The following is a 26,411-nucleotide window of genomic DNA, read 5'->3' as shown; positions in this document are numbered from 1 at the left end:
CTCAGTTTACTCGCTTTGAGAATAAATAATGCGTGACCAACCACTCGGTTCCATCGCGATAGCCAAATAATTCAGCACAGGCCATAAAGAATAACCGCCATCGCTGTAGCCAGATAGCGCCCTCCCCTTTACCGTAGGTTTCATCAAACAACGCTTTAATCTGTCTGGCATTTTTATCCGTATTTTCCAGCCAGGCTTCAGCTGTTTTCTGATAATGCTGACCATTGACCAACCACTGCTTTTCAATCTGCAGAGCATCCTGAAAATGCAATAACGTGTCTGCTGAAGGCATCAATCCACCGGTAAAAAAGTAGCGTCCCATCCAATTATCATCGCCTTCAGTTTCGAAAGGATAAACGACATTACGATGACAGAAAATATGCACAAAAAGCTTGCCGTCAGACTTTAGCCAGCAACTTACATTGTTGAGCAGCTGCTGATAATTACGCATATGTTCGAACATTTCTATCGAGACAATCCGGTCATATTGCGTGTTCAGTTCCAGTTTATTGACATCGCAGGTAATGATATGAATATTGGTTAATCCGCGGGAAAACGCTTGCTTTTCAATATATTCTCGTTGCGAATTGGAATTTGATACAGCAGTGATTCGTGAATACGGAAAACGTTCAGCCATATATAAAGTCAGTGACCCCCAACCGCAGCCCAGTTCAAGAATATCCTGCCCGTTTTTGAAATCACCCCGCTCGAGATAAATATCCAGCATAGCCTTTTCGGCCTGATCCAGTGATAAGGTGTAATCATCCCACCAGCAACCGCTGTATTTAAGATGTTTGCCTAAAGACAGCTGATAAAATTCAGCTGGTACTTCGTAGTGTTGTTCATTAGCCGCCTGGGTTTCTATCGCAATCGGACTGTTTCGTAGCATTTCCATGCATTGATTTTTGATTTCACTGGCGGCTTCCGGATCATAGGCATTTTCATCTTGCAGGCGTTGCTTAAGCAGCCTGCGAATACCAACTCTTACTAACATGTCAGGCACTAGGCCTTTTTCAGCGATAGTGATCAGGCTCATATTTTTTTCCTCCAGGGAATAAATGCACTGGTTGTTTGTTGATAGCGACGATATTTATCCCCACGACTGCGAATCGCGTGTTGTTCGGTGTAGGGTATGCCGGTTATGAAATACAGAAATAACAACATCACTAATGGTGCCAACCAGAGCCACGCTGCGTGTTCTATGCCAATCGCCATTAAGGGATAGCTAAACCAGTGTAACCATTCGAAAAAGTAATTCGGATGTCTGGAATAATTCCACAAGCCTGTTTCGCAGACTTCACCTTTATTTTTCGGATCAGCTTTGAAATTGGCTAATTGCTTATCCGCTATAGTGACCCCGGCAATAGCAATAATCGCGACAGCAAGGCCGGCATATTGAGCGAGCCCTAAAGATTCAATCTGTCCCTGAGTGATAAACCAGACTGGAATGGCAAATCCCCACGCCAATAAAGCCTGAAACTGGAAAAAGAAAAAGTGGTAAAAATTCGTTTTTCCGCCCCAGTACTGTCTCAGATATTTATAACGTCCATCTTCATCTTCACCTAATACTCTTTGGGCGAGGTGTGTTCCCAAACGCAAATACCAAAGCAGCATGATTCCCGATGCCATAATGCTCAGCGGCAAATAGCCTTCACTGGTCAGCAAATGAAAGAAAGCCAGAAAACTTAATGAAAAAGCCCACAATACGTCGACAATTCCGGCATTTTTACTGCGAATTTGCCAAAACCAACCGCCCAGCATTATTAAAGATACAATGAAAAGACTAAACCACAGCATGTTGTTTTCCTGATTCTTGATTGCGCCAATAATTGGCCAATGTCAGTAATAATGGAATTGCCAATCCCCAGCTAATGGCTAGTACTACGATTAATATTTCTGGTTGCAGCCAGTCTAGTGCACCTAAATGACTGCCTGCATAATAGGAAACAGGACTTGCAACCGCAGAAAATATCCCCGCCATCACACGTCGTCTTAATAACCATGACAGCGAGTGATTAAGCGTTAACGCAAAATTAATCCATAAACACCATATCCACCAGGGTGCAATCGGTTCAATAGTTTGAGCTTGATAAGCCATTAAATTCCAGGCTGACCAGCTCGAATCCAGCACGACACCGATTAAAATTGCCGCCAGCACCAGTTTGTAATCAATCTGTTTCCAGCGATAAAAACGAAAATGAAAGATCAAAAGGGCGACGGTAAAAATAACGGCCGGTGAATTCAACTCCGCGGCCCCGCTTAATACACAGACAAACCAACCGATTTGAAACAGTAAAAAATTAACTATCGTCAGACGATCAGGCATATTCTGGACACCACTGGGCACGCCGGTTTTTGACTTTACTGAATAGTAAGTGCACGTCACTGATACTGCGTTCGGCAAAACCACCTTCGCAGTAGCAAAGATAAAACTCCCACATCCGAATAAATGAATCCGGATACCCCATGGCGCGAACTTTATCCAGAGAAGCGTTAAAACGTTCACGCCAGGTGGCCAGAGTAATCGCGTAACTTGGGCCAATGTCTTCAAGGCTGGTGAGTTTTAGCTTGGCTTTGGCAGCAGCATTACTCAGCACAGTGACACTGGGGATAAAGCTGCCCGGGAAAATATACCGCTTGATAAAATCCACTGATTTGACTGCCTGGGCATAACGGTGATCTTCCAGCGTAATCGCTTGAATGATGGCCAGGCCATCTGGGGTTAATAAGTCTGCACACCGCTGAAAATAGTCATCGATATAGTGATGCCCCACCGCCTCAACCATTTCAATCGAAATCAGCTTGTTATATTGCCCTCGCAGATCACGGTAATCTTCAAGCAATACTGTTATCTTGTCAGCGAGACCCGCTTTTGCTACACGCTGAACAGCATAATCATATTGTTGCCGGGAAATAGTCGTTGTTGTGACTCTGCAACCATAATGCTGAGCTGCAAATACCGCACAACCTCCCCAACCCGTACCAATCTCCAGCAGATGATCTGTCGGCTGTAAATCCAGCTTGTCACACAGTCTCGCCAGCTTTTGCCGCTGAGCTGTTTCAAGAGATTCAGTACCGCTGTAATACAGGCCGGATGAATACATCATCCAGTCTTTATCCAGAAACAACTCAAATAACTCATTGCCCAAATCGTAATGGGCAGCAATATTCTTGCGGCTACCTTTTCGGCTATTGCGATTAAGCCAGTGAAAGCCTTTTAATAACGCACCGGTAATTCTGGCAAAGCCCTGTTCGAGTTCATCAGTCAATGACTGGTTACGCACCAGAATTCTCACCAATGCAGTTAAATCACTACAATGCCAGTCGCCCTGCATGTACGATTCAGCAGCGCCGACGCTGCCGCCTTGTACGACAGCTTCAAAAAAGCGCCGATCATAAACGGTCAGACTAATCGATAGATCGTCCTGTGGATCGCCTAATTCATAAACTTCACCTGCTGTATGTAAATGAATACAGCCTTTCTGGATCCTGCCTAGCTGACCAATAACAGCTTTTTCATACAGTTTTGACAGTCGGCTGGGTTTGCCACTTTGTGTTTCAATGACGGCCGATTTACTCATTTATCCTCTCCATTGGGTATAACAGGCTGGGTCACGGTATCGGCTTGTTGATCAGGATGACTGAACGAAGGGGTATGCTTTCCCCATAAGCGTAACGCCTGCCAATAAATACGCATAACAACTCTGAGCGTCTGTAGTGGATAGCGTATAGGTAACCAACGCATGCTTCTTGCGGTCATTGGCTGGAAATCAGCCTGTAATGTCGCATCAAACTGGCGCTCTCCTTCGCGCATTAACACCATGTTGATATTGATGGCATCTTGTTCCAGCTGAAAACGCCAGTGATATTGAATATCCATCGGCATAAACGGTGAAATGTGAAACTGCTTGTCAAAATCAAAACGCCATGGCTGGTTTTGTTGCTGATTTACTTTCAATACATAGGCATAACGTTCATTCCAAGGTGTATTGTTAATTTCGGAGACAATAAACTTGAGCTGTTGCTGTTCGAAACAGAAATAGAACGTTACCGGATTGAATACAAACCCGAGATAACGCGGATGAGTCAGGATTTTTACCGTACCTGAGAACGACTCACCACTCCGTTGCTGTATCAACGCCACCACCGCCTGTTTCAAATCAGCCTCGTCGGATTGCAGATAATCCTTACGATAAAAACTAATCAGATTGAAGCGTTCCAATGACCAGAAACGCGAGCGTTTAAAATGTGATTGCAGCTCATCCAAATCCAGCATCAGCATCGCCAGTGGATACTGAAACTCATGAATTTTTGGCAGATGACGCTGATGATGCACCCAACCACGATAAATTCCATCAGGCAACATCGGCGACTCCCTGCTGAGAATTTTCCAGAGCATCAATCACCCGCAGGGCACTGCTCACCCCATCCTCATGAAATCCCCACCCCCAATATGCACCACAGTAAAAAGTATGCTGGGTATCAGCAACTTCCTGCCAGCGACGCTGAGCATTAAGCGTGGAGAGATTATAAATTGGATGGGCATAACGTCGATGCACCAGGACTTTTTTCGGGTCAATCAAATGTCCGGAATTTAACGAGACGATCAGCTCTGCTGGAGCATTCAGACTTTGCAGCGTATTCATGTGATAACTCACGGTACATTGCTGACTCAATTCAGGGCTTACGCGAACATTCCAGCTGGCCCATGCCTGAGTATTTTTCGGCAATATATCTGCATCTGTGTGCAGATGCATCTCGTTTTCCTGAAAGCCTATTCCCCCGAGAACGGCCACTTCCGTTTCACTGGGCTGATCCAGCATACGTAATGCCTGGTCCGCATGTGCAGCGATGATTACTTTATCAAAATGACGCTTCTCTCCATGTACCGATAAGCTCACACCATGGATATTTCGCTCTATCCGTTGAATGGGTGAGCCTGTCATAAACTCTGCATTTGTTTGCTGCACCAGCGCATCAACATAAGTCTTTGAGCCACCTTTAACCACACGCCATTGAGGTCTGTCCGTCAGCGACAGCATGTGATGATTATGCATAAAACGAATAAAATACTGCGCCGGGAAATCCACCACTGAAAGACTGGGACCTGACCACAAAGCACACGCCATAGGGATTAAATGGTCATTGATAAAAATATCACTGTAATTATTGATTGCCAGATATTGGCCCAATGTCAGACCGTCATCATCTTCATTTAATAATAACGGGGCTTCACGATAAAACCGTACCAAATCCCACAACATTCTATAAAAACGAAAACTCACCAGATTACGACGCTGACAGAATAATTTATTTAAATCAGTAGCGTTATATTCCAGACCTGAAGTGGCATTACTGACACTAAAGCTCATCTCAGTGGGCTGACTTTCCACTCCTAATTGGGTTAATAATTTGCTGAAATTTGGATAATTCTGTTGATTAAAAACAATAAAGCCCGTATCAACATGAAAAGCTTTGCCAGAAATCTCTATAGAATGCGTATCGGTATGGCCGCCTAGATAATTACCGGCTTCAAACACAGTAACTTCATGTTTTTTGGCCAGATAATAAGCTGAAGTCAAACCGGAGATTCCGCCACCAACAACCGCAATTTTCATACAGCGGCCTCAGAGAGGATTTTCTTGCTTTCGCGTTTGTGAAGCGGCACTGTGCGGACATCCCAGATGAGTCCAGTTTTTTGCATGAGTTTTAGCAGGTAATAACTTATATCGATTTCCCACCAATAAAATCCTTGTCTGGCAGAGGCAGGATAATGGTGATGATTGTTGTGCCATCCCTCCCCCAGGGTCAATAATGCCAGCACAAAATTATTACGGCTTTCATCGCCTGTTGAATAGCGTTTTTTACCAATTCGATGCGCCATCGAGTTTATCAACAGAGTTGCATGTAATAACACTACCGTCGAAATAAAATATCCCCACACCAACATTTGCCATCCATCGGTACCCAGTCCTGGAGCAAGCTTTTCCAGCAATACGCCTGTAATAAATAAACTTGCTGCCAGTATAACCGGTGCGATCAAATCGTATCGATCCAGCCAGCGTAGTTCAGCAAACCTTTTCCAATCCGGAACCAGGCTGTAATCAGCTTGATAATGTTTTCCTGAAAGAAACCAGCCCATATGGCTCCAAAAAAAACCCTGTTTGGGAGAATGAGGATCCGCTGGCTGATCTGCATGACGATGATGCTGACGATGATGTGTTGCCCACCATAACGGTCCGCGTTGTGTTGCAGTTGCACCAATAAATGCAAAAATAAATTGCACCGTCCGTGATGTTTTAAAGGATTTGTGTGAAAAATAACGATGATAAAATGCTGTTATGGCAAACATCCTGATTAAATATAAAGCGACTGCAACAATCACTGCAATTGGAGAAATGCCCACAAAAATAACTGACACACAAGCCAGATGCATAAATAGAAAAGGGATAACCCTTAACCAATCAACACCAGTATCTCCGTCACCAAGTTCGGCAACAGATAAACCGGCTTCACCATTGTCAAACCATTGTCGAATTGATTTCATGAAGTATCTCTTTTCTAGACGATGTGAATCTTAGTCAGCAAAGTGTGAATTGCATGTGAAGAGTTAAGGGCGTGTTGCTCTTTCAGAGCCTGGCAGCCCCTTCACTTCATTTTCACAATCATTACGCTTTGATGAGCAGACTAATAAAGTTCATCGGAAAAGAACCATGTTAAAGATCCCCCCAACGCTAAAATTGACGTGGTTCTTCCCCATATTCGTTTTAACAGCAGCCTGTAGTGGAAATTCTATGCAAAGTGCTTATGTAAATGACTACCAGAAAGCTCTTGAATCAAAAGGTTCGCAGCCAGTTGAAAACAATGAGGCTGTAAATGGCTTTATTGAGGTGTTTAATCAGGCTCAACATGGCGAAGTGGCAGATATTATTCGTCAAACCTATGCTGAACAACTTTATTTTAACGACACCTTTCGAACCATTACTGACAGAAATGAACTCATAGAATACATGGAACAGACCGGGCAACAGGTTGATCGTCTCGATGTACGGGTTCAGGATGTTGCTCGCAGTGGTAACGACATCTATGTGCGTTGGATAATGCAAATGCAATTTAAGGTAATGGGAAAGCAAGTCGACAGCAAATCGATTGGTATCAGCCAATTACGCTTTAATGAACAGGGCAAGATTATCTTACATCAGGATTTCTGGGATGGTGTGGATGGGTTTTATCAACACTTGCCGATTATTGGTTACTCCCTGAAGAAAATACGGGAAAAATTATGATAAACCGCATTCTGTTTTTTTCATTGCTTCCTTTTCACCTTGCCAGTGCGAACAGCTTTGAATCAGAAATACAGCTGGATAATTCTACCCTGCAACAATGTTCAGCCGTGCCTATTAAAGTGATGTTGTTCAATCTCGGTGATGTTGCTTTGTATCGTGAACAATGCAGTGATGATAGTGCATTGACCAGCCAGTCAATTCAACTTTCATTTATTTATAAGCGAAGTTTTGATGCCGAGGATTTTCAAAAATCTTCAGTGGAATTGCTACGGCGTAATCTGGATGAGGATTTGTTCAAATCAATTGAAATGGCATTATTGGATTTCAATGCTGGCTATCAGAAAGCAGAAGAAGGTGATCGTTATGATATCCGCTATTCATCTGAATCAGGCTTGTTGCTATTCAAAAATGGTCAACAACTGAGCAAAAGCGACGATGCTCAACTTGGTAAAGCTTACTTTGATATCTGGTTTGGCAAAGATCCTTTCAGCAAAGGAATCAAAGAAGACTTATTGGCAGGCCTGAAAAACTAAACCCGCCTGTTGGCGGGTTCAAATATGTTAACTCTTTTCTTCACTGGGATATAACAGCTTTTGTAAGCCCGGATGATCCTGCAAAGGCTGTAATGCCGGTTCCAGAGCAATTTCTTCTCGATAACTTTCACTGCGCGAAATAGCTTGTTTAAGATAATACAGCGCTTCTTCAAATTGCCCCATTGTCGTATAAGCACATGCCAGCTGATAAAACGCATGGCTGTTTAGTGGATCAATCAATAAAGCCTGATGGCAAAGATTGGCTGCCCATTGAGGCTCACCTAATTCAAGTACCGCGTCAGCCTTATAGGTCAATGCCTCACAATCATCGCGTTTAATCTTCAGGATATGATCATAAATACCGATTTTATGTGATGCCGTATTTTCCTGGGCAGCACGTAGCCATAATGACTGCAGTTCCTGAGTTCGCTCAATCTCTTCGCGGTTCTCTGCAATATGCTGTGTTTTCTGATTAAGTTGCAATTCTATAGCGTGTAACCGCTGCTCGTATTCCATCACTAGTTTTGAGATCTCTTCATCTGCCAGCGAGTGCACCCGCTCTTTGATTTCCCGAATCGATGTCCATCCCACCAGAACTAATATCGATGTTGCACCTGCAATCAGATAGAAAAAATAGGTAACCGTGTTGGTTGAATAAGTGACCGCTTTATCCACCGCGTTAATTTCACGGTTTACAATCTGCTGAATCATTTCATTGCGTTGTGATGCCATGTCAGTACGCAATTGCTTCAATTCATCCAAAACATAACGTTCTATGAACGGTGAATAGAGCGGTTCTTCCAATACGTCAACTTCAGCTTCAAATTGTTGCATTTGCTCATCAGATAATGGGGCCACCTGAGTTTCTGGCTCTGCAATTGCCAATAGTGGCAAGCATAAAAAACATAAAGCTATTAAGACGCGAGGCATATGGCTCTGCCGTGATCATGAACCTCTACTAAATAACTGTGTAGATTTTTGATGGCATCAGCATAGTCATCTTCGTCAATAATAAATTGCATATCTACCTGACGCATTGACTGATGCATGGCCAATACACTGATATTTTTCTCAGCCAAAGCACTGACCGTACGTGCCAGAATACCGGGGATTTTCATATCACTACCAATCGCTGACACAATGGCCACTTTCTGCTGATTAATTTCAGCTTCCGGAAATTGTTCCTGTAAAGCTTCCCTAATCCGCCGAATATTCTTCAGGCTGGCAGTAAGATAATGCGTAATGGTGTTGGCATTAATATCTTTGGAAATAATATGGGCCTTGTTTTTGCGGATCTGGGCCAGGATTTCACGATCATAATTTTCAATATTGCCCGCCATATCCTGATCAAACAGCTCAAATGCATAAACATGTTTGCAGCCGGCGATAATTTCTACACAAGGTTTGCTACTGATATAGTCACCGGTGATTAATGTTCCGGCATGTTCAGGTTCAAAGGTGTTTCTCACCCTTAATGGAATATTATTCTGCCGTAAGCCTTTTGCCGCTTTAGGGTGAATAGCTTCCATACCCAGATTGGCTAATTGATCAGCCACATCATAATTGGTCCGGCCAATCGGCACAGCATTGTCTTCACCTACCAGACGCGGATCAGCGCTGCTTAAATGAAACTCTTTATGAATAATCGCTTCATTGGCATTGGTTAATACAGCAATACGGCTAAACGTCATTTCGCTGTAGCCGCGATCAAAGGTCGACATCAGACCATCATCACTATGGGCATACCCGGTCACGATGGGTAACTCTTTACTCAAATCAATTTTGGCAAACGCTTTATCAATTCGTTCATCAAGTTTCATGTGCTTGTCGGTCTGCCAACCGGTCAAATCAACATAACGGGCATTGATCTTGTCTTTTTTAAGTAAAGTTGCCGTATTCCAGGCACTGTGAGCCTCGCCAATACTGGCCAGCATTTCACGTACTGTTGCCAGATGCATATCCAAGGCAAAGTGACCATGCTGGCAAAGTCGTTGCAGATCTGCCAATACCCGTTCTGCATCATCAAGACGTTCGCCAATAAACTCATTAGCTTTGTTTAGTGTTTTTTTATCTTTAAACAATTGCTGGTTGATGGAAAAAATCTCTTGTTTGAGCTTTTCCATCGCTTCCATCCAGCTATCATCATTCAAACTGTTGGCAAATTCAGCGTAAACACCAGAAGTGCCATTTTTCTTATGCTCAAGCAAAAGGTTGGTAATACCACCATAAGCTGAAACAACAAACACACGATTGTAAATTGACTCGTTATGAACCGGTTTCAGAATAATATTGTCGCGCACTGCGACATAGTCGCTCATGGAAGTGCCGCCTATTTTTTCTACCGTATGAAATTGCATATCTACTCTCTGTTAATTCGTTGTACTCCGGGCTAAACCGGAAAGGCTGCATTGCCTGTTATTCAGTTACTGCTTCGGCGTCTAACTCATAAGCACCTTCAGCGTTGTGTACTTCTTTGCCATTTAATGGTGGATTGAAAACACAAGCCAGATGAAGCTCTTTAAAGGCACGCAGGATATGACGATCATGTTTATCCAGGTTGTATAAAGTACCCGGGGTAATTTTGTAGACCTTGCCATCATCTAGCGTTTCCACTTCACCTTCACCGCTAATGCAGTAAACAGACTCCAGATGATTTTGGTAATGCATGCGAAAATCAGCACCGGCATAGATAGTGGTGATATGGAATGAATACCCCATGTTGTCATCTTTCAATAACATACGGGTGCTTTCCCAGTTACCGTCCGGTGAAACGATACGACGTGAGGTTTTTTGAGCTTCTTGAAGTTGTCTGACAATCATGATTTTGTCCTCTGTAAATGCTTTGCAATATCCGGTGAACGGAAAGCCGCTCACCGGATTGTTAATAGTGGGTTGAGAGGTTTATTAACTTGCCGCTTTTTTGCTTTCCGGCTCAACCACATCAGATTTACTGGCTTCATCGCTTACTGAATAATCACCTTCAAAAAAATCCTTTTCTTCCGGAATGCTGTCTGCTTTATCGCAAACTTCTTTAATAGCCTGCTCCAGAATATCGATACCTTTTTTCAGATTTTCATCTTTGATAGTAAGTGGGCAAAGGAATTTCACAACATGATCGTCTGCACCACTGGTTTCGATAATTAAACCTTTCTGGAAACATTTACGGGTAATTTGTCCAGCCAGTTCGCCATTGACACAATTAATACCGCGGAACATGCCACGACCATGTGAGTTAAAGTTACCTTCACCGTATTTCGCAACAATTGTGTCAACGCGATCAGCAATGTATTGACCTTTGCGCTGAACTTCCTTGGCAAATTTATCGTCTTTCCAGAAATAATCGAGTGCGGCTTTAGCAGTGACAAACGCATGATTGTTGCCACGGAAGGTACCGTTATGCTCACCCGGTGACCACTGATCGACTTCAGGCTTCATCAGCACGACAGCAAATGGCAGACCATACCCACTGAGTGATTTGGATAAGGTGACGATATCAGGGTAAATGCCGGCTTCTTCAAAACTGAAGAAAGTACCGGTACGGCCGCAACCTGCCTGAATATCATCAACAATCAATAAAACATCATGGCGTTTGCAGATTTCTGAAAGACTTTGTAACCAGGTCATTGAAGCAGCATTGATACCGCCCTCGCCTTGTACAGTTTCAACAATCACCGCGGCCGGCTTGTCGACACCACTACTGGAATCCGACAACATCTTGTCGAGCAGATTAGTAGTATCGAAATCATCACCTAAGTAACCATCATAAGGAATTCGGGTTGAACCATGTAAAGCAATACCAGCTCCACCACGGTGAGTTGAATTACCTGTTACCGATAAGGCACCAAGGGTCTGTCCATGCCAGCCATTTGTAAACGAAATAATATTTTCACGACCGGTTTTTTTACGGGCAATTTTTAATGCCGCTTCGACTGCATTGGTTCCGGTAGGACCAGTAAACATGACAATGTAATCAAGGTCACGTGGCTTCAGAATATTCTCGTTAAAGCTTTCCAGGAACTCACCCTTGGCACGAGTATGTAAGTCCAGCCCCTGAGTAATGCCATCACGTTGGATATATTCAATCAGTTTCTCTTTGAATAAAGGATGATTGTGACCATAATTCAGCGAACCGGCACCAGCCAGAAAGTCTATATATTCATTACCCTCATCGTCGTAAATCAACTCGCCTTGGGCTTTGTCAAATAGACGAGGGAACGCGCGGGCATATGAACGCACTTCTGATTCGATCTCTTCAAAAATTTTCATTCGCTTTTCTCTCCTGTGAAAATTGTGGCCATCGCTGACCTGAATTCAGTATTAATTAAGCTATTGGTTTAAACGGACCGACTTTGACTAACATTTCAGTATCATGCTGATCGGCAAAATGTTGTTTTCGATCAAACATTACGCTACTGCTAATCTCGGTATCAAGCTTACGGGCAAGGCTTTCAAATAACGCCCAGGAAGCTTTATTGTCTGGGGTTATCGTCGTTTCGATTCGCTTAATGTCACGGTTTTGTTCACGCGACAGAATTTCTTTAAGCATTCTTCCGGCAAGTCCTTGACCTCGGGCCTTTTCACCAACGGCAACCTGCCAGACAAATAATGTTTCAGGGCGTTGTGGTATGCGGTATCCGGAAATAAACCCTACCAATTCATTATCAAGAACAGCTGCTACAGCTGTCTCGGCAAAGTGACTGCTTTGCAATAAGTTGCAATACATCGAATTGGTATCTAACGGTGGGCATTCAGAAATAAGTTTATGCACGGCTGCACCAAGTTCTGCCGTTGGTTGCACTAACTCAATTGGTAAAGGTGCAGTCTTTACTTGGCTCATATATGTAATCAACTCTAATGTTTATGGCACTAAGTACTTAGTGATGTAAAAAAATCTGTAAATTCCATCATAATTACGTTTAATTAATATAATCATGCATTTATGACTTGCAGATGACAGAATCTAAATATATAGTACACTAAACAAATTAAAAGTCCAGACCACTTTGCGCTCTATTATTTAATTCGAGCTCTTTAAAATGGTTTGTATAAAAGTCTGGCTGTTTAGCCGATAAGACTCGTAAAGCGGTTTACCCCAAGTTGAAATATTCATTAAAGAAACGTGGGAAAATATGTTGAATTCAATTCAAATTAATACTGAAACTATAGACGCACTTGGTCTAGATAAAGAGCAAAGGGAACACCTGTTGAATCATATTGAAGAAGTGCTTATTGCATTGCGTCGGGTTATCCGCGCCACCGACCTACATTCCAAATACCTGGCTAAAACCACCGGCTTGACCGCACCCCAGATACTTTTATTACAAACATTGCGGGATAAGGGGCAAGTAACCATAGGTGAATTGGCTCAGGAGATGAGTTTAAGTCAAGCGACAGTGACCACTATTCTGGACCGGCTGGAAAAACGTGGATTGGTTTATCGACAACGCTCTCAGACCGATAAACGTAAAGTTCATGCATACCTGACTGAGACCGCTACAGAAACACTTAAAAGCGCGCCTATTCCTTTACAGGATCGTTTTACTCGTGAATTCAGTAAACTGGATGAATGGGAACAGGCAATGATAATGTCCGCTATAAAACGGGTTGCTCAAATGATGGACGCCCAGCATATTGATGCCTCACCTGTTCTTGATATTGGTTTGCTGGATCGGTACGAGGATGAACAGGATGTCGTTAAAATGTCTGCAAAAAAACGTTAGGAATCTTGCAGGCCATTTCCGCTCTCAAGCAGACGTTCAATTTCACTCACTGGCAGGGGTTTACTATAGTAATACCCTTGTAATTCCTTACAGCCCATTGTCGTCAGCATGTTTACCTGCTCAATGGTTTCAACGCCTTCGGCAATGGTTCTCAACCCCAGATTATCTGCAAGTTGGACAATGGTCCGTGCAATCGCAGCATCTTTAGGGTTTTCAACAATTTCATCAACAAAACTTTTATCAATTTTCAACGTATCAATCGGGAAATTTTTCAAATAACTTAATGAAGAATAACCGGTTCCAAAATCATCAATTGCCAGCCCTACTCCCATGTCTTTTAATGCTCTGAGTAATGGAATAGTTTCCATTACATCCTTGAGCATAGCCGTTTCCGTGATTTCCAATTCTAGAGAAGATGCTGGAAGCCCCGAGTTCTTAAGACTTAGTCCAACCTGCTCCAGCAATAACTGCTGATTAAACTGCATTGCAGACAGGTTCACCGAAACCCGCCAGTGAATATCAAAACGTTTTTGCCATTTGCGAGTTTGTAAACATGCCTGTTGCAAAACCCATTCGCCAATGGCAATGATCAAACCGGTCTTTTCGGCCACATCAATAAAGGTGAGTGGACCTAGCAGACCCTTTATCGGATGCAACCACCTCAACAAAGCTTCAAAACCAATAATCTGCTGTGTTTTTACATCAATTTGTGGCTGATAAAACAACAGAAATTCATTGCGTTCCAATGCCTGGCGGAGATCCTGTTCGGTTTGCAATCGCTCATACAAATAATCATTCATTTCTGCTGAAAAGAACTGGTAATTATTACGTCCCAGTTCCTTTGCGTGATTCATTGCCACATCAGCATGTTGCATCAAACTTTGTACGTTATCGCCATCCTCAGGGAAAAGTGCAATACCAATACTGACCGTACTGAAAACGTTGTAACCTTTTATATCAAATGATTTTTCAAACTTGGCAACAATGCGTTGCGCTATATTTGCCAGTACATCCACATTATCAATATTGGTCAGCATTACCGTAAACTCATCGCCAGCGAACCGGGCAACGCGATCATCCTTATCCTTACTTACCGCAATCAAATCTGCATCCCGCAGACAATCCTTAATTCTTGCTGCGGCTTCACATAACAATGCATCACCAACTGCATGACCATAGGTGTCATTGATATGTTTAAAGTGATCCAGATCGATAAACATCAACGTTAGCGATTGTTTTTTATGCCGGGCCCGGGCAATTGCGGTTTCCAACTGTTCAATAAACAAGCGGCGATTTGGTAAGTCGGTCAGCGTATCGTAATAGGTAAAGTAAGCAATTTCCTGCTCTGAACGTTTAAGTGAGGTGATGTCCTGCAAAGTGCCAACAATCTTCCACCCACTATAATCCTCGATAATTTCCGTGCGTTCATGCAAATAAAATAATTCGCCATTATCTAACTGAATACGATATTCAATATCATAGGGATATTTACTCTGTATTGCCCGACGTAGAGCCTGCTTAAATAAAGGTCTGTCTTCGGGGAAGATACGACGAAGAATCTGCTTGAATGAAATTCCTTGGGAGGTATCCTCGATACCCAATAACCGATGCAGATCAGCACTGCATTCAATTTCATTCTGCTTAAAATTCCATTCCCAGTAAACCAGATGGGCAATTGCCTGTGCCTTGGCCAGTTTTGAGCGACTCTGACTGAGCTCGCGCAGGGTATTGTTGGCTTTGAGAATGTAACGGATTCGGTGGGCAAATAACGGCCACTTGAAAGGTTTGGTTATAAAATCTGTTGCACCAGCTTCGAATGCTTTTTCAATGTCATCAACTTTGTCATGAATGGTCACCATAACAATCGCTGACTGTTGCCCTTTGGGAAGTGAACGTAACTTTCGACAGCAGGTAAATCCGTCCATGCCAGGCATGGAGACATCCAATAGGGTTATATCAGGTAAATGCTCGGCAAATAAATCGATTGCCTGTTCACCATTTTGGGCTTCAATAACCGTTAAGTTCGGATCCTGAAGTGATTGCTTCATCAGCAGGCGAGTCACCGGATCGTCATCAACAATAAGCACGGTATAAAAGGATGGACTATCCATGTTGCCAGCTACCTGAATTTCTAAGCAAAGAAACACTGATATAAGAATGACCAAACAGATCAGCGGCAGTTTATATCAGCAATATTTAAGAAGAATATAAACTACCATAGCGTTGTCAGCTTTAACCTGCGCTAGCGCACATTTCTGAAAAGTTAGATTCAGGGGGCTGGGTTAGATATGGTTTTATGGATATCCTCAATCGAAGCAACAACTTCATCGGAAAGCATTAATTGCTCGCTGCCAATATTGGTCTTTAGTTGTTCCATAGTGGTTGCGCCGATGATAGTCGCCGCAACAAATGGTCGACTATTCACATAAGCCAATGCCATTTGCGCTGGATCCAACTGATGTCGCTGTGCTAAATCAACATACGACTGCGTGGCTTGAACAGCCTGTGGGTTGCTGTAACGGGCATAGTGAGGCCATAAACTCATTCGCGCATTGGCAGGTGCATTGTTCTGTAAATATTTTCCGGTTAGCACACCAAAGCCCAAGGGTGAGTAAGCCAATAATGGAACATTCTCCCGATAGCTGATTTCGGCACATCCAATCTCATAGGTACGGTTTAACAAACTGTAAGGATTCTGCACTGAGGCAATCACGGGCAGATTCATCGCTTTTGCCACTGAAATAAACTGCATCAAACCCCAGGGAGTTTCATTGGATAAACCGATGTAGCGAATTTTTCCGGCTTTTATCTGTTTTTCCAGTGCCTGCAGGGTTTCAATGACTGGCGTCATGGTTTCTTCAGTGGCATCGTGCTGATACCCTAATTTCCCAAAATAATTGGTTTGTCGTTCAGGCCAATGTAATTGATACAAATCCAGATAATCGGTTTGCAGGCGTTGCAAACTATTATCTAACGCTTCGCTGATATTTTTATCATCAAATCGTGATTTACCCTGACGTATATGCGCTACCCAATCAGCGCCGGGCCCGGCGATTTTACTAGCGAGCACTAAATCATCACGTCGACCGCGTTTCGCTAACCAATTACCGATAATCGCTTCAGTGGCACCATAGGTTTCAGCCTTGGGAGGAATTGCGTAAAGCTCAGCTGTATCAATGAAGTTAATACCCTCCGATACCGCGTAATCAAGCTGTTCAAATGCTTCCTGTTGAGTATTCTGTTCACCATAAGTCATTGTGCCAAGACAAATCTGGCTGACTTTAAGATTACTATTTCCCAGGGTATTAAATTGCATAGACGATCCTGTGATTTTCAGGCAGTAGAAACAAAACAACGCCCATTAAGAGCGTTGTGATGATATTAAAGTTGCGTATGGTCGGGACAGAAGGATTTGAACCTTCGACCCCTTGCACCCCATGCAAGTGCGCTACCAGGCTGCGCCATGCCCCGACAAGCAACAAAACAGTGAAATTATAACGTATTAAGCCAGTATCGTCCGAATTTGTTCCAGCTCTTTCAGCATTTCATCAATCAGTTGTTTGCGATTCTCATTACTGGGTGCAGCTTCCGGTTTGTGTTCGGTTTCCAATTGCTGACGGGCACCACCAATGGTAAATCCCTGTTCATAAAGCAAGCCACGAATTTCACGAATCAGCACAACATCATGGCGTTGGTAATAACGGCGGTTACCACGACGTTTAACGGGTTTGAGCTGAGTAAACTCCTGTTCCCAATAACGTAGTACATGTGGCTTCACCCCACATAACTCACTGACTTCACCAATGGTAAAGTAACGTTTACCCGGAATTGCAGGTAGTTCGTTGTTGTTACTCGCCTCTAGCATAACTGTCCACCCTTGCTTTCAGTTTTTGGCCAGGACGAAAGGTAACAACACGACGGGCGGTGATTGGAATTTCTTCACCCGTTTTAGGGTTACGGCCAGGCCGTTCATTTTTGTCGCGCAGTTCAAAATTACCAAATCCTGAGAGCTTCACTTGATCACCTTCCTCAAGTGCACCACGGATTTCTTCAAAGAACATTTCGACCAGTTCTTTTGCTTCACGTTTATTAAATCCCAACTCTTCATAAAGTTGTTCAGTCATATCGGCTTTTGTGAGTGCCATTCTTTACCTCTATTCTTATTATTGAACCGACGTTAGGTTCTAACAACCGCACCCAACTCACTTTGCAGCTTGTTGGTAATTTGCAGCATTAATGCATCGACTTCATCGTCGGTCATGGTTCGCTCACCATGTTGAAGATGGAAAGCGACCGCAATGCTCTTCTTGCCAAGCTCGACACCATCTCCAGAATAAACGTCAAACAATTGAATTGACTTAAGAATATCAGACTCGATACCTTTCAGGCAATGCTCAATTTCAACGGCTACAATGGAATTGTCGACAACTAAAGCGAGATCTCTGCGAATAGCAGGATAACGCGATAGCGTAGTAAATTTTGGAATGGCAGATTGCAGACAAACCGTTAATGCCAATTCGAAAACATACGCTTTACCAGTAAAGCCTAATGGCTTATTCAGTTTGGGATGCAGTGCTCCCAACCATCCCACTGGTTTATCATTTTGATAGATACGTGCAGATTGTCCAGGATGCAATGCAGGATGTGGTTCAGCGCGGAATTCGACTTTGCCATTTCCCAGCGCCAATATCGCCTCGACATCAGCTTTCACATCATAAAAATCAACTTTACGGTTTTTTTCTGACCATTGTTCGGGATGAATATCGCCATAGACCAGTCCGCCAATACAAAGATACTGATCGATATCAGCCAATTCACCCCGGAACACACGCCCAACTTCAAACAACCTAATTCGGTCATGCTGACGATTCAGGTTATAAACCATCGCCTGCACCAGACCAGGCCACAATGAATGACGCATCACAGACAGATCCGCTGAAATCGGATTGGCTAATTTGATTGGTTCGATATCACCGTCGGCAAAGTGTTTTTGCAATGTTGGGTCAACAAAACTGTAGGTGATTGCTTCAAAATAACCTCGATCCACCAACAGACTTTGCAGACGTTCTGTGGCAAGCTGTTTTTCTGAAATTGCACCGGGTAATACACTAATTTCAGGCCGGGTTTGCGGCAACCGATCATAGCCGTAGAGACGACCTAATTCTTCAATCAAATCCACTTCGATATTAATATCAAAACGGAAACTTGGCACAATCACCAGCCAGCCATCTCTGACTGCTGTAACTTCCAGCCCCAACCGAGTCAGCTGTTCTTCTACTTCAGCAGCTTCCAGCTCAATTCCCAACACCCGTTTAATACGGTTTGCACGTAGCAGAATTTGCGGCGTTTCAGGTAACGCACTTTCCTCACTGATAATCGTTAGCGGGCCTGGCTGACCACCGGCAATTTCCAGAATCAACTGCGTGGCCCGTTGCATTGCCTGTTGTGCCAATTGAGGATCAACACCCCGTTCAAAGCGATGTGATGAATCAGTATGCAATCCATAACTTCTAGCCTGCCCTGCAATCGCATCAGGCGTGAAAAAGGCCGCTTCGAGAAACAGCGATGTTGTTTTATCATCAACGGCGGAAGCTTCTCCACCCATTACACCAGCAAGAGCCAGCGGACCAGATGCATCGGCAATAACTAATGTCTGTTCAGCAATCTCAACTTGCTGACCATCCAATAAAGTCAGTTTTTCGTCTGTCTTGGCAAACCTTACAATAATGTTCTGCTGTAACTTCTGCAGATCAAATGCATGCATTGGCTGCCCCAGCTCCAACATCACATAATTAGTGATGTCCACCACGGCGCTCAGACTCCGTAATCCACTGCGACGCAGTTTTTCCAGCATCCATAACGGCGTTTTGGCGTCAGGATTAATATTTTCAATCACCCGACCAATATAATTTGGGCAGGCTTGTATGGCTTCTACTGAAACTGGAAATGTTGTCTGAACAGTTGCCGCAATGTCATTAATAATGACGGGGGTAAGATTGGTACGGCTAATCACACCCAATTCGCGTGCAATACCGGCAACTCCCAGACAATCACTCCGGTTTGGTGTTAAATCGACTTCAATAGTGAAATCATTTAATGCCAGATAATCGCGAATATCGCTACCAACAGGTGCATCAGCCGGTAATTCCATCAGGCCGTCAGAGGATTCAGTTAAACCAAGTTCTTTAGCAGAACACAACATACCAAAAGATGGTTCACCACGCAGTTTGGCTTTTTTAATTTTAAAATCACCTGGCAAGACTGCACCAACAATAGCAACTGGAATTTTCAAACCTTCCCGAACGTTGCTGGCACCACACACAATATGCAATAACTCATCACTAGCAACATCCACTTCACAGACACGCAATTTGTCAGCATTCGGGTGTGAAACAACTGATTTCACCTGTCCAACTAATACACCTGAAAAATTCCCGGCAACAGGCGAAACCGAATCAACTTCCAGACCCGCCTGAGTCAATTTCTCGGCAATAACCTGCACATCAAAATCAGGATTTACCCATTCACGTAGCCAATTTTCGCTTAATTTCATGGCGAACTTCCTATCCTATTTGAACTGACGCAGGAAGCGCAGATCGTTCTCAAAAAATAATCGCAGATCATTCACGCCATATCGCAACATCGCCAGGCGCTCAACGCCCATGCCAAATGCCAGACCCAGATATTTTTCACTATCAATATTGACGTGCTCGAATACTTTAGGATGCACCATGCCGCAACCCAGCACTTCCAGCCAGCCGGTATGACTACAGACACGACAACCTTCACCACCACAGATCACACATTCAATATCCGCTTCTGCAGAAGGCTCGGTAAATGGAAAGTACGAAGGTCGAAACCGCACATTGAGTGGTTTTTCAAAAAATGCCTGTAGGAAATCGGCAAGAATACCTTTCAAATCGGTAAAGCTGATGTTTTCATCCACCATTAAACCTTCTACCTGATGGAACATCGGCGTATGGGTTAAATCTGAATCACAGCGATATACCCGGCCCGGTGCAATGACCCGTAAAGGTGGCTGTTCATTTTCCATGACCCGGATCTGTACCGGTGAAGTATGGGTGCGCAACAGCATTTCGGCGTTGAAATAAAACGTGTCATGCATCGCACGCGCTGGATGACTTTCAGGAATATTCAATGCGGTGAAGTTATGATCACCATCTTCAATTTCCGGACCTTCGGCAATTTGAAAACCGATTTGACGGAAATACTGTTCAATGCGTTGCAAGGTGCGAGTCACCGGATGCAGACCGCCAACTTCAGCATTACGACCGGGTAAAGTTACATCAACCGTTTCGGCAGCCAAAGCGGCATTCATGGCCTGCTCAGCAAGCAACTTGGACCTGGCTTCAGTCAGACCTGCAACTTCCTGTTTGGCCAGATTCACTTCCTTACCAATTAACGGTCGTTCTTCCGCGCTGAGATTACCCAACTCTTTGACATACCCTGTGATAAGGCCTTTTTTGCCCAGATATTCAACCCGGACATTATCCAGCGTCTTGGCATCGGTCGCGTTTTGAATCGCGGACTTCGCTGCCTCAACAATATCTTTTAATGCCAGTAACTGCGATGACAGTTCAGCCATATTTCCTCCACCTGAGGATCAATCAGAAATAAAAAAGGGCCGTCATCAACGGCCCTTTCCTGTGTAACTAATAATAAGATCCGCGCTAAAGCGAACCGACTGATTAGTTAGCCAAAGCCGCCTTTGCTTTTGCAGCAATAGCAGCAAATGCAGCAGAATCGTGATAAGCAATATCTGCCAATACTTTACGATCGATTTCAATAGATGATTTTTTCAGACCATCGATTAAACGACTGTACGAAATTCCACATTCACGGGCAGCAGCGTTAATACGCGCAATCCACAATGTACGGAATACACGTTTTTTCTGACGACGATCACGGTATGCATATTGACCGGCTTTGGTAACTGCCTGGACAGCTACACGATAGACATTCTTGCGACGACCATAATAGCCTTTGGCCTGCGCGATAACTTTTTTATGACGGGCTCTGGCTGTTACGCCACGTTTTACTCTAGCCATTGGAATACTCCTTAATTATAGAAGAGGCAATAATTTGCGGACTGACAAATGATCTGCTTTACAGATTGTCAACGTGGAACGCAGTTGGCGTTTCCGCTTAGTGCTTTTCTTGGTCAGGATATGGCTAGTAAACGCTTGAGCGCGTTTGAACTTTCCGCTACCGGTGCGTTTGAAACGCTTCGCTGCACCGCTATGATTTTTCAATTTTGGCATTTGGAACTCCGCATTGTTAATTTAATTAATAGTTATTTTTTATTACTTGGCGCCAAAACCATAATCATTTGCCGACCTTCTTTCTTCGGATGTTGCTCAATAACCGACAGGTCTTTCAAATCATCGGCTACTCTTTCGAGCAATTTCAGACCTAATTCCTGATGGGCCATTTCACGTCCACGAAAGCGGAGGCTGACTTTGGTTTTATTACCTTCTTCGAGGAAACGTGTCAGGTTGCGTAGTTTTACCTGATAGTCACCCTCTTCCGTCCCTGGTCGGAATTTTATTTCCTTTACCTGTATCTGTTTTTGCTTTTTCTTAGCAATGGCCTTTTGTTTATTAGCCTCAAACACATACTTGCCGTAATCCATAATACGGCAGACAGGTGGTTCTGCCTGTGGGGCAATCTCCACCAAATCCAACTCGGCTTCTTCAGCTAATTCCAAGGCTTTCGCCAATGAAATAATACCTAATTGTTCACCGTTTGCATCGGTTACACGAATTTCTCTGGCTGTGATTTCAGAATTCAGCCTTTTTTGATCTGTAGCGATGTTTTTAATCCTCTAAAATAATTCGACCGCGGCGAGCGACGTCTTCTTGAAGCAATGAAACGAAGCTCTCTAGCGACATAGCGCCTAAATCTTCGCCTTTGCGAGTACGTACTGCCACGGCATTTTCTTGTGCTTCGCGATCCCCAACAACGATTAGATAAGGTACGCGACGCAATGTGTGCTCGCGTATTTTAAAGCCAATCTTCTCATTTCTCAAGTCCGCATCAGCTCTAAATCCCTGATTTTTCAATTGTTGGGCAATTTGTTGAACATAATCTGACTGTTTATCGGTAATTCCCATGACCATAACCTGACGAGGTGCAAGCCATGCCGGAAACGCGCCAGCATATTCTTCAATGAGTATACCGATAAATCGCTCGAGTGATCCAAGAATCGCACGATGCAGCATCACCGGTACCTGTTTCGAACCATCATCGGCCACATAAGTTGCATCCAATCGGCCTGGCATTGAGAAATCCACCTGAATGGTGCCGCATTGCCAGACCCGCCCCAGACAATCTTTTAAGGAGAATTCGATCTTCGGTCCGTAAAACGCACCCTCGCCCGGCTGCAGTTCCCAGTCCAGATCTTTGGCATTTAATGCCTGTTCAAGTGCATGTTCCGCTTTATCCCAAACGGCATCACTACCGACACGATTTTCCGGACGAGTCGATAACTTAATAATAATGTCGTTAAAACCAAAATCGGCATAAACGTTAAACAACAGATCTATAAAAGTAGAAACCTCAGTCTGAATTTGATCTTCAGTACAGAAGATATGCGCATCATCCTGAGTGAAGCCACGCAGACGCATCAAACCATGCAAGGTACCGGACGGTTCATTACGATGGCATGAACCAAATTCCGCCATACGCAAAGGTAAATCACGGTAGCTTTTCAGCCCCTGATTAAATATCTGAATATGACAAGGACAATTCATTGGTTTAACCGCGTAATCACGATTTTCAGAATGGGTACTGAAAATCATGTCACCGAATTTGTCCCAATGTCCTGATTTTTCCCACAGACTGCGGTCCACAACCTGAGGGGTGCGCACTTCCTGATAGTCATTTTGAGCCAGTACATCGCGAATATATTTTTCCACTTCGCGATAAATCCGCCAGCCATTGTCATGCCAGAAGATCATGCCAGCCGCTTCATCCTGCAAATGGAAAAGATCCAGACTTTTCGCCAACTTACGATGATCACGCTTTTCGGCTTCTTCCAGACGATGCAGATAGGCTTTCAGGTCTTTTTTATCTGACCAGGCTGTACCATAAACCCGTTGCAGCATTTCGTTTTCAGATTTACCACGCCAGTAAGCACCGGCCAGTTTCATCAGTTTGAATGCTTTGAGTTTTCCGGTATTTGGTACGTGCGGACCACGGCATAAATCCATGAATTCACCCTGTCGATACACTGACAGGATTTCATCCTTAGGAATATCTTCGATGATTTGAGCTTTATATTCTTCACCCATTTCACGAAAGATCTGAACTGCTGCATCACGGGTGACTTCTTCACGGACCACTTGCAGATCTTGCTTGACCAGCTCTTCCATACGTTTTTCGATTTTCTGCAAATCTTCCGGTGTAAAACCTTTTGGATAGGAAAAATCGTAGTAAAAGCCATCTTCGATAACCGGGCCAATAGTGACCTGTGCATCGGGATAAAGTTGTTTTACGGCTTGAGCTAACAGATGTGAGGTCGAATGTCGGATGATATCGAGCCCTTCTTCATCACGTTCGGTGATGATGGCAAGTTCAGCATCATCCTCTATAACGTAATTGGTATCGACCAGTTTGCCATTCACTTTACCGGCCAGAGCAGCACGGGCTAAACCAGCACCAATATCGGCAGCAACATCATGAATTGAAACGGGGTGATCGAACTGGCGTTGACTGCCATCAGGAAGGGTAATTGAAATCATACTGTATCCTTGGTTGTGGCCAATACGAGAGGCCTTAAAAACCAAAAAGCACCTGCAAGAGGTGCTTGATGTATATATCTGGTAGGCACGATTGGATTCGAACCAACGACCCCCACCATGTCAAGGTGGTACGGTAACTCGCGCAAACCTACTAGGGGCGGCATTTTACACTGTTTTTAGCTACTGTCAAAAATGGCATTTTCGGCATAATAAAAACAATGGGTTATGTGTTGGTTTCGGACTCAATCAGCTTTTCGCTTTCGCCAATTAAATTAATTTATTAAAGGTGAAAACGATGGATACATTTGATTTGATTTTAGCTGTTTTAGGAATAGCCGCAGTTTTTGGTTTGGTTGGGGCTTCTTGGTTTTGGATCATGAAGAAAGACGTGCAGGATGTAGAGGAAGATTAAATATTTTGACAATGGATAGCTAGAGATCATATTTTGTGATCTCGTTCACACTTCTATGGAGGGAGTCCCGTGAAAGCTATCCTGTTTTTTTCTGTTTTATTTTTTTCCGCCTCTGCTAATTCTGCGCTATTTACAATACTTACTGGCGGTGCAGCCAGCCCTTTTGGTGGACACTATGATGGCTGCTCATCAGAATGTGTAATTGGCTACAAAGATCCAGCCGTCTTCCCTGATGCGGTTGATTTGGACAATCCAATCAACAATGAAAATTATTTTTCAGTTGGAACGGATTTAGTAGATCGGCAAATGACAAACGGCGCAAATATTTTAATTGAGCGACCAGTTAATATTGTTATTGAGTGGACAACCTTTAATATAACTGATGCAAGTTTATATTACGATGGCAAGTCTCTGGCACTCCCCGGCACTGGCTCCGGATTGTTTAGCTATTATTTATTTAACCAAGTATACACACCCTTCACATCCAGTTTCGCTATTGGTGGAAAAGCTTTATCTCTAGAATCTTTTGTTGAGCTAAGGTTTTATGAGGTTAGTGAAGTGCCTTTGCCTGCAACTTTGTTTTTGCTCGCTCCAGCATTATTTGGCTTTATGGGGTTAAGGCGAAAATTATCTTAATCTGGACGCCTGCATGCCTCTCGATAGTAGGCTACCTGAGCCTCTAATTTCACTATTCCATCCCTGAGGGCGTTATAAGTTGGTCGAGCAGAGGGATTAAGCTCGGGACGGGTTCTTTCACCCATGCTGGAATCGGTGCGGGTTTTGGGCAGTCTATCGCTATGGGCTGGACAACTGGCGTTGACGAGCAGGCGCTTATTGAGAGCATTAACAGCAGCATCAAGCCGCCTAGTTTTGTCTTCTGCATTGCGCATGATAGCGTATTGTTCAGTTTCAACAACTGAAAGCCTGGCCTGCTCTTTGTCGAGTTCATTTTGCAATTCCCGTTGTTTGGTTGCTGCGGTTACAGATATTTTTTGAAGTGTTTTTGACGTTTCCAAATTAGCTTTTGCAAGCTTTTCACCCATACGCCAACCCTGCACTCCAAACCCCGCACTAAAAGACACAAGTAAGACGGCGATTAAAAGGTATTTATTCATAAAGTCCAGCCAAACAAAGATTGTCACGCTCAGCTTGTCTTCGGTTATACAATCCTTGAACAAATACCTTGCCATTAACGGTTGTTACGTAAGACCAGTTTGGTTTGCCACCATAGGTCGTTGCCAACAGATTGCAGCCGATCGCGTAATCACCATCATTTATATGACTAACAGAATTACTTGAGCATGTTTTTGGATAGCCAAAATTCCACGCATGGCTTGATATGGCATCGAATACAGGCTGTGGCGGCTGATGCGTCAGACAAGAAAGCAATTTAAGCTGAACCTTTGTCACCGCTACACTCATAACGCGATCACACTTTTCTTTGGGCCAATATTCACCCACAATCACGGGCTCATCGGTTACGTGCTTTGTTATGCCATAGCAAGCAGTTGGTAATCCTTCTGCTAACTTATCGGCATACACCGTCATCCCATCCTGTCCACCTCCCTCCCATAATGCGAGAAAGGCAACAAGCACAGACGAGCCTAGCGTTAATCCGCCAACCTTCATTCTATTCATGCTTTACTCCAGGCGTAAAAAAGCCGCCCGAAGGCGGCTTGATTGAAGTTTAATTTAAT

Annotated in this window: 28 protein-coding genes and 2 tRNA genes; 4 read left to right on the top strand and 26 right to left on the bottom strand. The window is 43.8% G+C overall.

Going from position 1 to position 26,411, the window contains the following annotated elements; genetic code table 11:
• Position 1: 1 nt before the first annotated feature.
• From B3S93_RS12315 to B3S93_RS12285, 7 genes are read right to left on the bottom strand one after another with little or no spacing between them, the layout of a single operon-like run.
• A complete protein-coding gene (locus B3S93_RS12315) occupies positions 2-1,036 on the bottom strand; it encodes an SAM-dependent methyltransferase (protein WP_292403252.1) in 1,035 nt (344 codons plus the stop codon).
• A complete protein-coding gene (locus B3S93_RS12310; RefSeq protein ID WP_292403250.1) occupies positions 1,033-1,797 on the bottom strand; it encodes a DUF1295 domain-containing protein in 765 nt (254 codons plus the stop codon). Before B3S93_RS12310 ends, B3S93_RS12315 begins: the two co-directional genes overlap by 4 nt.
• A complete protein-coding gene (locus B3S93_RS12305; protein ID WP_292403248.1) occupies positions 1,784-2,326 on the bottom strand; it encodes a DUF2878 domain-containing protein in 543 nt (180 codons plus the stop codon). The genes B3S93_RS12310 and B3S93_RS12305 overlap by 14 nt, the downstream gene beginning before the upstream one ends.
• Complete coding sequence (locus B3S93_RS12300; RefSeq protein ID WP_292403245.1) at positions 2,319-3,581, bottom strand: SAM-dependent methyltransferase; 1,263 nt, start codon at positions 3,579-3,581, stop codon at positions 2,319-2,321. The genes B3S93_RS12305 and B3S93_RS12300 overlap by 8 nt, the downstream gene beginning before the upstream one ends.
• Entirely contained in the window at positions 3,578-4,366 is a 789-nt protein-coding gene (locus B3S93_RS12295; RefSeq protein ID WP_292748925.1) for a DUF1365 domain-containing protein, read from the bottom strand. Before B3S93_RS12295 ends, B3S93_RS12300 begins: the two co-directional genes overlap by 4 nt.
• On the bottom strand, positions 4,356-5,618 hold the full coding sequence (locus B3S93_RS12290; RefSeq protein ID WP_292403239.1) for an NAD(P)/FAD-dependent oxidoreductase: 1,263 nt from the start codon (positions 5,616-5,618) through the stop codon (positions 4,356-4,358). Before B3S93_RS12290 ends, B3S93_RS12295 begins: the two co-directional genes overlap by 11 nt.
• Positions 5,615-6,547, bottom strand: a complete 933-nt coding sequence (locus B3S93_RS12285) for an acyl-CoA desaturase (RefSeq protein WP_292403236.1) — start codon at positions 6,545-6,547, stop codon at positions 5,615-5,617. The genes B3S93_RS12290 and B3S93_RS12285 overlap by 4 nt, the downstream gene beginning before the upstream one ends.
• 247 nt (positions 6,548-6,794) lie before the next feature.
• On the opposite strand from B3S93_RS12285, the gene B3S93_RS12280 reads away from it, so the two are divergent.
• Both B3S93_RS12280 and B3S93_RS12275 read left to right on the top strand, forming a co-directional pair.
• On the top strand, positions 6,795-7,286 hold the full coding sequence (locus B3S93_RS12280) for a nuclear transport factor 2 family protein (RefSeq protein ID WP_292403233.1): 492 nt from the start codon (positions 6,795-6,797) through the stop codon (positions 7,284-7,286).
• Positions 7,283-7,819, top strand: coding sequence for a chalcone isomerase family protein (locus B3S93_RS12275; RefSeq protein ID WP_292403230.1), 537 nt, complete (start codon positions 7,283-7,285; stop codon positions 7,817-7,819). The genes B3S93_RS12280 and B3S93_RS12275 overlap by 4 nt, the downstream gene beginning before the upstream one ends.
• Positions 7,820-7,846: 27 nt before the next feature.
• Here B3S93_RS12275 and B3S93_RS12270 read toward each other — a convergent pair whose 3' ends face one another.
• The 5 genes from B3S93_RS12270 to ectA form a co-directional block, all read right to left on the bottom strand.
• Positions 7,847-8,749 (bottom strand): TPR end-of-group domain-containing protein, encoded by a 903-nt coding sequence (locus tag B3S93_RS12270; protein ID WP_292403226.1) that lies wholly within the window; start codon positions 8,747-8,749, stop codon positions 7,847-7,849.
• On the bottom strand, positions 8,734-10,176 hold the full coding sequence (locus tag B3S93_RS12265) for an aspartate kinase (RefSeq protein ID WP_292355994.1): 1,443 nt from the start codon (positions 10,174-10,176) through the stop codon (positions 8,734-8,736). The genes B3S93_RS12270 and B3S93_RS12265 overlap by 16 nt, the downstream gene beginning before the upstream one ends.
• A 58-nt stretch (positions 10,177-10,234) precedes the next feature.
• Positions 10,235-10,639, bottom strand: a complete 405-nt coding sequence (locus B3S93_RS12260; protein ID WP_292355996.1) for an ectoine synthase — start codon at positions 10,637-10,639, stop codon at positions 10,235-10,237.
• Positions 10,640-10,723: 84 nt separating this feature from the next.
• Entirely contained in the window at positions 10,724-12,085 is a 1,362-nt protein-coding gene (ectB, locus tag B3S93_RS12255) for a diaminobutyrate--2-oxoglutarate transaminase (protein WP_292355998.1), read from the bottom strand.
• 55 nt (positions 12,086-12,140) lie between these two features.
• The gene (ectA, locus tag B3S93_RS12250; RefSeq protein ID WP_292356000.1) at positions 12,141-12,656 is read right to left on the bottom strand and encodes a diaminobutyrate acetyltransferase; all 516 of its coding nucleotides are present in this window, start codon (positions 12,654-12,656) and stop codon (positions 12,141-12,143) included.
• A gap of 292 nt (positions 12,657-12,948) precedes the next feature.
• Here ectA and B3S93_RS12245 point away from each other — a divergent pair, with 292 nt between their 5' ends.
• A complete protein-coding gene (locus tag B3S93_RS12245; RefSeq protein ID WP_292356002.1) occupies positions 12,949-13,539 on the top strand; it encodes a MarR family winged helix-turn-helix transcriptional regulator in 591 nt (196 codons plus the stop codon).
• Here the strand turns inward: B3S93_RS12245 and B3S93_RS12240 are convergent.
• The 12 genes from B3S93_RS12240 to B3S93_RS12185 all read right to left on the bottom strand — a co-directional run bounded on the left by B3S93_RS12240 (position 13,536) and on the right by B3S93_RS12185 (position 24,452).
• The gene (locus tag B3S93_RS12240) at positions 13,536-15,650 is read right to left on the bottom strand and encodes a two-component system response regulator (RefSeq protein WP_292403225.1); all 2,115 of its coding nucleotides are present in this window, start codon (positions 15,648-15,650) and stop codon (positions 13,536-13,538) included. The two genes, B3S93_RS12245 and B3S93_RS12240, sit on opposite strands and share 4 nt — an antisense overlap.
• A gap of 158 nt (positions 15,651-15,808) precedes the next feature.
• The gene (locus B3S93_RS12235) at positions 15,809-16,855 is read right to left on the bottom strand and encodes an NADP(H)-dependent aldo-keto reductase (protein ID WP_292403221.1); all 1,047 of its coding nucleotides are present in this window, start codon (positions 16,853-16,855) and stop codon (positions 15,809-15,811) included.
• 78 nt (positions 16,856-16,933) lie between these two features.
• Positions 16,934-17,010 (bottom strand) — tRNA-Pro (locus B3S93_RS12230).
• 31 nt (positions 17,011-17,041) lie between these two features.
• On the bottom strand, positions 17,042-17,404 hold the full coding sequence (locus tag B3S93_RS12225; protein WP_014706671.1) for a MerR family transcriptional regulator: 363 nt from the start codon (positions 17,402-17,404) through the stop codon (positions 17,042-17,044).
• Positions 17,388-17,684 (bottom strand): integration host factor subunit alpha, encoded by a 297-nt coding sequence (gene ihfA / locus B3S93_RS12220; protein WP_014706670.1) that lies wholly within the window; start codon positions 17,682-17,684, stop codon positions 17,388-17,390. Before ihfA ends, B3S93_RS12225 begins: the two co-directional genes overlap by 17 nt.
• Positions 17,685-17,716: 32 nt before the next feature.
• Positions 17,717-20,092, bottom strand: coding sequence for a phenylalanine--tRNA ligase subunit beta (pheT, locus tag B3S93_RS12215; protein ID WP_292403219.1), 2,376 nt, complete (start codon positions 20,090-20,092; stop codon positions 17,717-17,719).
• Positions 20,093-20,107: 15 nt separating this feature from the next.
• The gene (pheS, locus tag B3S93_RS12210; protein ID WP_292403216.1) at positions 20,108-21,145 is read right to left on the bottom strand and encodes a phenylalanine--tRNA ligase subunit alpha; all 1,038 of its coding nucleotides are present in this window, start codon (positions 21,143-21,145) and stop codon (positions 20,108-20,110) included.
• 103 nt (positions 21,146-21,248) lie between these two features.
• The gene (gene rplT, locus B3S93_RS12205; protein WP_014706667.1) at positions 21,249-21,608 is read right to left on the bottom strand and encodes a 50S ribosomal protein L20; all 360 of its coding nucleotides are present in this window, start codon (positions 21,606-21,608) and stop codon (positions 21,249-21,251) included.
• Positions 21,609-21,623: 15 nt separating this feature from the next.
• Positions 21,624-21,821: a 50S ribosomal protein L35 gene (gene rpmI, locus B3S93_RS12200; protein WP_014706666.1), complete on the bottom strand. Its 198-nt coding sequence runs from the start codon at positions 21,819-21,821 to the stop codon at positions 21,624-21,626.
• 32 nt (positions 21,822-21,853) lie between these two features.
• A complete protein-coding gene (infC, locus tag B3S93_RS12195; protein ID WP_300497415.1) occupies positions 21,854-22,381 on the bottom strand; it encodes a translation initiation factor IF-3 in 528 nt (175 codons plus the stop codon).
• Positions 22,377-24,302 (bottom strand): threonine--tRNA ligase, encoded by a 1,926-nt coding sequence (thrS, locus tag B3S93_RS12190; RefSeq protein WP_292403213.1) that lies wholly within the window; start codon positions 24,300-24,302, stop codon positions 22,377-22,379. Before thrS ends, infC begins: the two co-directional genes overlap by 5 nt.
• A 79-nt stretch (positions 24,303-24,381) precedes the next feature.
• Positions 24,382-24,452: transfer RNA gene (locus B3S93_RS12185), tRNA-Val, on the bottom strand.
• A 331-nt stretch (positions 24,453-24,783) separates the two neighbouring features.
• Here B3S93_RS12185 and B3S93_RS12180 point away from each other — a divergent pair.
• Positions 24,784-25,350: a hypothetical protein gene (locus B3S93_RS12180; RefSeq protein WP_292403210.1), complete on the top strand. Its 567-nt coding sequence runs from the start codon at positions 24,784-24,786 to the stop codon at positions 25,348-25,350.
• Here the strand turns inward: B3S93_RS12180 and B3S93_RS12175 are convergent.
• Positions 25,347-25,829: a lysis system i-spanin subunit Rz gene (locus B3S93_RS12175; protein WP_292403206.1), complete on the bottom strand. Its 483-nt coding sequence runs from the start codon at positions 25,827-25,829 to the stop codon at positions 25,347-25,349. The genes B3S93_RS12180 and B3S93_RS12175 overlap by 4 nt on opposite strands.
• On the bottom strand, positions 25,822-26,352 hold the full coding sequence (locus B3S93_RS12170; RefSeq protein ID WP_292403204.1) for a lysozyme: 531 nt from the start codon (positions 26,350-26,352) through the stop codon (positions 25,822-25,824). The genes B3S93_RS12175 and B3S93_RS12170 overlap by 8 nt, the downstream gene beginning before the upstream one ends.
• Between the last annotated feature and the right edge of the window lie 59 nt (positions 26,353-26,411).

It is taken from the genome of Methylophaga sp. UBA3613, from assembly GCF_002375415.1.
Taxonomy (GTDB): Bacteria; Pseudomonadota; Gammaproteobacteria; order Nitrosococcales; family Methylophagaceae; genus Methylophaga.
Note: the sequence above shows the minus strand (reverse complement) of the source record. Positions and strands in the feature narration are given on the sequence as shown.